Raw genomic sequence first — 338 nt, forward strand, 5'->3', positions numbered from 1 at the left:
GACTCACCCTGCGCCGATTAACGTTGCGCAAGGAAACCTTGGGCTTTCGGCGTGCGGGTTTTTCACCCGCATTATCGTTACTCATGTCAGCATTCGCACTTCCGATACCTCCAGCAGACTTCTCAATCCACCTTCATTGGCTTACACGACGCTCCTCTACCGCTCATCCAGAGGATGAACCCGTAGCTTCGGTACCTGATTTAGCCCCGTTATATCTTCCGCGCAGGCCGACTCGACTAGTGAGCTATTACGCTTTCTTTAAAGGATGGCTGCTTCTAAGCCAACCTCCTAGCTGTCTGAGCCTTCCCACATCGTTTCCCACTTAACCAGGATTTGGG

At 52.4% G+C, this 338-nt stretch carries 1 rRNA gene; it reads right to left on the minus strand.

Features of this window, described 5'->3' with window-relative positions:
- Positions 1-338: ribosomal RNA gene (locus tag R0J92_RS22085) — 23S ribosomal RNA — on the minus strand; the annotation flags it as partial.

Source organism: Tritonibacter sp. SIMBA_163 (assembly GCF_046535935.1).
Classification (GTDB): Bacteria; Pseudomonadota; Alphaproteobacteria; order Rhodobacterales; family Rhodobacteraceae; genus Epibacterium; species Epibacterium scottomollicae.